4 protein-coding genes are annotated in these 5,132 nt (G+C 59.3%); 1 reads left to right on the top strand and 3 read right to left on the bottom strand.

The window, feature by feature from the left end:
- On the top strand, nucleotides 1–1,485 hold a 1,485-nt coding region (locus tag Q1K23_RS07490), incomplete at its 5' end, for an EAL domain-containing protein (protein ID WP_300363523.1).
- 6 nt (nucleotides 1,486–1,491) lie between these two features.
- Here the strand turns inward: Q1K23_RS07490 and Q1K23_RS07485 are convergent.
- The 3 genes from Q1K23_RS07485 to Q1K23_RS07475 all read right to left on the bottom strand — a co-directional run.
- Nucleotides 1,492–2,640, bottom strand: coding sequence for a hypothetical protein (locus Q1K23_RS07485; RefSeq protein ID WP_300363522.1), 1,149 nt, complete (start codon nucleotides 2,638–2,640; stop codon nucleotides 1,492–1,494).
- Nucleotides 2,621–4,219 carry a VWA domain-containing protein gene (locus Q1K23_RS07480; RefSeq protein ID WP_300363521.1) on the bottom strand — a complete coding sequence of 533 codons (1,599 nt, stop codon included), beginning with the start codon at nucleotides 4,217–4,219 and terminating at the stop codon, nucleotides 2,621–2,623. The genes Q1K23_RS07485 and Q1K23_RS07480 overlap by 20 nt, the downstream gene beginning before the upstream one ends.
- On the bottom strand, nucleotides 4,216–5,132 hold a 917-nt coding region (locus Q1K23_RS07475; RefSeq protein WP_300363520.1), incomplete at its 5' end, for a VWA domain-containing protein. The genes Q1K23_RS07475 and Q1K23_RS07480, both read right to left, overlap by 4 nt.

Below are 5,132 nucleotides of genomic sequence, written 5' to 3'. Positions count from 1 at the left end.
CCCGAATCCCGCGATCTGGTCAGAGAAAAGATAAAGGTACAGGATCAGACACCCTACGAAGCCCTCATGCTCAGAAAGGACGGTTCGAAATTCTGGGGCATTCTGCGGGGCAAAAATGCCGAACTTGGCGGTGAAAAGGTCCGGATCTCCGCCATCATCGACATCACCTCCCTCAAGGAGAAGGAGGAGAAGATCCTCTACCTCGCCAACCACGACTATCTGACAGGCACTTACAACCGCCGTTTCTTTCAGGAGATGCTGACACAGCGTATCGAAGCGCTTCGACGGGAAAACCACTACGGTGCCATCCTCTTCATCGACCTGGACGACTTCAAGGAGATCAACGACACCCTCGGACACGACATCGGAGACGCGGTACTCGTAACCATGACGGAGAGGATCAAAAGCTGCACCAGAAAAGCCGATATCGTCGCGCGTATCGGCGGCGACGAGTTCGTCGTACTGCTGAATCTCGAAACCCTGGCCGTCAATCACGCCGCCATCAAAGCGGAAATGATCGCCGAAAAGATCCTGAACCATATAAAAAAGCCGATGCGGATACAGGGCAACGACATCCGTATCAACGCCAGCATCGGCATCGCCATCATCGACAAAAACGCCACCACTTCCGATCTGATGAAGTTCGCCGACATCGCGATGTACCAGGCGAAAAAGACCGGGAAAAACCGTATCGTCTTTTTCGACAAAGATCTGCAGAGAGAGCTCGAAAAGCGTATCAAGACCGTCACGAACCTGCGCAAGGCGATCCGGGAAAACGCCTTCAGACTTCTTTTCCAAAAACAGATCCGACTTACCGACAAAGGGTATGAAACGGTAGGTGTCGAAGCGCTGATCCGCTGGATCGACAACGGCAAAGTGGTCTCTCCGGGATACTTCATTCCCCTGGCCGAGGAGAGCGGACTGATCGTCGAGATCGGCAATTTCGTTTTGAAAGAGGTGGGGCAGATTTTGCGGAAATGGAAAAACGATCCCGTCAAAAAAGATTACCGCATCTCCGTCAACATCAGCCCCAGACAGTTCGAGGAGGAGAGTTTCATCGACCGGATCGAAGAGGTCATCGCCTACAACGACATCGATCCTAAAAACCTCCGTCTGGAGATCACGGAAAATCTCCTGCTGCACAACATCGAAGAGAGTTTCGTCAAGATCGGCCTGCTCAAAGAGCTCGGCGTCTCGCTCTCCATCGACGACTTCGGCACCGGCTTTTCATCCCTGATGTACCTGAAGAAACTCCCCGTCGAGGAGCTCAAGATAGACCGCTCTTTCATCAGCGATATCTGCACCAACGAAAGCGACCGCATCATCGTCGAGACGATCGCGTCGCTGGGAAAGAAGTTCGGGCTGGAAGTGGTGGCCGAAGGGGTAGAGAACGAGCGGCAGCTTCGGATGATCGAAGAGATGGGGATCACCTATGTCCAGGGATTTCTCTTCTCCAGACCCGCCCCGCTCGACGAGATGGAGTGATACCTTCTACCCTTTCAAGATCTCTTTCTTTATCTTCCCGAGATCCACGCTCCGGCCGCGATAGACCGCCTTTTCCAGATCGTCGATCCAGACGGAGTATCTCACAGGACCGGTACGCACCAGCAGATTCAGAAGCTTTTTGGCGTCCCGGGCCGCTTTGACCTCTCTCATGAAAAGCCCTCTTTTCGAAACGGACTTCCCCGCCCCGCGCAGACGTCCGACGAGCAGCGCGCTGAGATAACCGCAGAAGAATATGAGCGTATAGACTCCCCACCGCTTCAGAGTTTCGAGAGTCTCGTACACGCTCTTGGGACGCGTCTCGTCGTCGACGAGGGTCCCGACGGAGACGGGCGCGACATCGATCGCCACCTTTTCGCTCTCGAGCCGGTAGAGCCTCTTTTTCGTATAGGAAAAAGCCTCCAGCACGATCGGAGGGATCACGAAACTGTGGTCGGAAAGCAGCGCATAGGAGAACCTACCCTCGTAATGGATCCCGTCATCCGCATAACGGATATCGATCTTCGGCTCGTCGGCGAAGACTCTGACATTTTCGATGGCGGGCGTGAAATCGACCTTTTCGGGCATCGCGCCGACACCCCGCAGCCGGACCGTCAGGTAGACGGGGGAGTAGGCGGCCGTCTCGCGTTTGTCGACGGAGACCTCCAGGCGGTAATCCCCCACGAGCGGCACTGGCCTGGGAAGCGGCGCGACTTTCAGGATTTCGGGGGGAACCTTTTCCATCGTGTCGGTCGTGTCGATCGCTTTGGCCTTGACCGGTTCGCCGGTATTGTTGTAGCGCAGCCTCGTTTCGCTGGTCCGTTTGACGACGAACCTGAAGCGCAGCGGGATCTCTCCCGCCTCTTTCGGAAAGATCAGGTACCGGAACGTCACCGAAGGCATCCCGCGATACTCTCCGCGCCGCTCCCGCAAAAGCTTCACCTCCAGCCGCCGGTCCGCCTCCGGCGCGAACTCGAAAAAGAGGATGCGACCCGGATCGGTCCGCCAGACCCGGAAGGTCAGCAGTACCGGCTCTTTGACGAAGAGGGACCGCTTGCCCAGCTTCAGCTCGTAGTCGTAATCCTCTCCGGCCGTCAGAATAAGGGGCAGAAAGAGAAGAAAAAGAAGGTGGAGCAGGCTACCACGGACGTTTTTCATGGACATACCCCCTGTTGATCGTTTCGTAGGCTCTCGAACCGAGAGGATGGCGGCGGGCGGCCTCCGCCGCGGCGCGCTCTTTGCGGATGCGCGTCGATTTCGCCGCGGTGGAGCTTCCGCTCCCTTTCCCCATTTTCGCCCGGGATTTCGAAGACTCTTTTTTTCCCGCCTCTTCCTTCCGCTCCGCCGTCCCGCTCGCCGACTGCGGCCGGGCCTTTGCGTCGGCTTTCGGTTCGATCCGCTTCTTTCGCCGCTCTTTCAGAAAGAGTGCCGTTTTCAGGTTGGCGACGGCATCTTCGTCGTATCCCAGCTGCAGCGCCTTGACGTAGTAGTCGACGGCGCTTTCGTAGCGGCCCATCTTCATGGCGCAGTTGCCCAGATTGTACCAGATGCGCCGTTTCAGCTCCGGATCGGAGGTTTTGCACTGCAGGTAGAGCCGGCCGGCCCGCTTCCAGGCCCCGAGCCGGTAGTAGGTATTGGCCAGCGCGTAGGTGCTCTCGAAAAGCGGCGGCCGGATGGAGGCGAAGATCTTGCCGGCCTCCTCGTACCTTCTCTGGGCATAGGCTTCGTACCCCGCCTCGAGCCGCCAGATATCCGTCAGGCCCGCCTGCGCCTGGATGCCCAGCAGCAGCGAAATCGCCGCCCATACCCGCCCAGGCACCCTCATCGAAAGCGTCCCGGCCAGATAGAAGAGCAGCCCGATGAGAAGCGGTATCCAAAAAAGCTCCCTGGTCCGTATCGAAGCCTCCTCACTTTCGGCCTCCGTCACTTCCAGGCTCTCCAGAATCGCGCGGGCCGCCTCTTCCGGGTTCCCCTCGTCGACGAAGGCGCCCCCCGTCTCGAGACTCAGCCGCTCCAGCCGGGGATCGAGCGTCGAGACGACGAGCCGGCCCGCCTCGTCACGCAGCCATCCGCCACCCATGGGGATCTTGCTTCCTGTCCGTGTCGCGCAGGCCACCCCGTGGATACGGATGCCGCTCTTTCGGGCGATGGCGAGGAGCTCTCCCACCTCTTCCTCCCCGTCCCCTCCGTCGCTGAAGATCACCAGTTCCTTTCTCTCGCCGGCCAGTTTCGCGACGGTTTCCAGCAGCGATTTCAAAGAGGTCCCGTGGGTCAGGATGAAATCAGGATTGAACGACTCGAGCGCCGCGTGGATCAGCTCGGCATCCTCCGTCGGCGGGGAGAGGATCAGCGCGTTGGTCGTGAAAGCGATCAGGGCGAAGCGGTGGGATCTGTCCTTTTCCACCAGTTTTTCGATGGTCCGTTTCGCGAATCCGAACCGGTCGGGCTTCCGGTCGGTCGCCCGCATCGACCGCGACGCGTCGATGGCCAGATAGAGCGTCGTCAGCCCCGGCGTCTTTTCGACCTTTTCACTCTGCACGACGGGCCTGGCCAGCGCCGCGAGCATCCAGGCCAGCGCCACGAACGGGGCGAGCCGGACGAAAAGGGTCCGCCGGTTTTCGATGAGCACTTTCGGATGGATCGGCAACGCCGGGGAACTCTCCCGGCGATATCGCAGCCACCCAAAAAGCGCCAGAGGGACGAGCAGCCAGAGAAATTCGGGATAGAGCAGTGTCATCGGACACCCCGAAACGACAGATAGCCGATCAGCAGGATCATTCCGCCCATCAGCGGCCAGATGAAGAGCATCTTTCTGTTCACCGGCATCCTCGAACGGATCGGGCTGGGTTCGAGCGTCGCGATCGTGGCGAAGACCTCGGCCAGGTCCCCGCTGCCGCGGGCGGAAAAGGCCCGGCCGCCCGTCTCTTTCGCGATCTTTTCGAGGAGTTTGCCGTCGTACTGCCCCGGCTTGCCCACGCCGATCGTATAGATCGTCACACCCATCTTTTTCGCCCGCTCCACGGCGTCGGCGATCGAGACCGATCCGGCGTTCTGGTACCCGTCGGTGACCAGGACGATCACTTTCCGCTTCGCGTGGCCGAACTTCAAGGATCGCAACGCCTGGGCGATCCCCTCCCCGATCGCCGTGCTCTCCCCGGCGATCCCCACGTCGGTCATCCGCAGGATCTCACGAAGGGCCACGAGATCGTAGGTGACCGGCGCGGCGGGATAGGCGAAGGAGCCGAACATCACCAGCCCGACATTGTCGTCGTGACGCGCCGTCAAAAAGGCGTCGACGATCTCCAGCACCGCGTCGAACTTCCGCTTCATCCGATCCTCCTCGGAAAATCCCGATTCCGCCATCGACCCGCTCGTATCCAGAGCCAGCACCAGATCCCGGCCATGCCGCTCGCTGGCGGCCAGGCGGTCATAGACGATCGGAGAAGCCAACGCCGTGACGAACAGCGAAAAAACCGCCGCGTAAAGCAGCGGCTCCCGCCCAAAGGAGAGAAAAGAGCCGGAGACATAGGAGAGTTTGGGAAAATGGAGTTTCACGACACCGGCAGGACACCGCCAGAAGCAGGGAACCAACAGCAGTAAAAGAAAAATCCACGGATACTCGAATGCAAAGTGGATACTCACTCCTCCGG

This window comes from Hydrogenimonas sp. (assembly GCF_029933015.1).
Taxonomy (GTDB): Bacteria; Campylobacterota; Campylobacteria; order Campylobacterales; family Hydrogenimonadaceae; genus Hydrogenimonas.
Note: the sequence above shows the minus strand (reverse complement) of the source record. Positions and strands in the feature narration are given on the sequence as shown.